Source organism: Fructilactobacillus sp. X3R2C1, assembly GCF_059901235.1.
This window is the reverse complement of the sequence record NZ_JBWXVA010000043.1, coordinates 1-262: the sequence shown is the minus strand read 5'-3', so window position 1 is coordinate 262 and position 262 is coordinate 1. Positions and strand designations below refer to the sequence as shown.

The 262-nt window shown below is 62.6% G+C and carries 1 protein-coding gene; it reads right to left on the bottom strand.

Going from position 1 to position 262, the window contains the following annotated elements; genetic code table 11:
* Window positions 1-262: solute carrier family 23 protein (locus AC6UDB_RS07080; protein WP_500709557.1), on the bottom strand; the 262-nt coding region annotated here is incomplete at both ends.

Here is a 262-nt window from a genome sequence, read left to right as displayed (position 1 = left end):
GGGCGATGCCCTTCAGGCCCCAGTCGTCCGGGCCGTCACCGCTGCCGATCAGTACGCCGCCGATACCAAACACCAAGGTTACCGACACGATCACCAGGTTGCGCGCTTCGGCCAGGTCGATCTTGTGGCGGATCATGGTGTTCATGCCCACCGCCGCGATCGAACCAAACAGCAGGCACAGAATACCGCCCATCACTGGCACCGGGATGCTTTGCAGCAGCGCGCCGAACTTGCCGATGAACGCCAGGGTAATGGCGAAGAC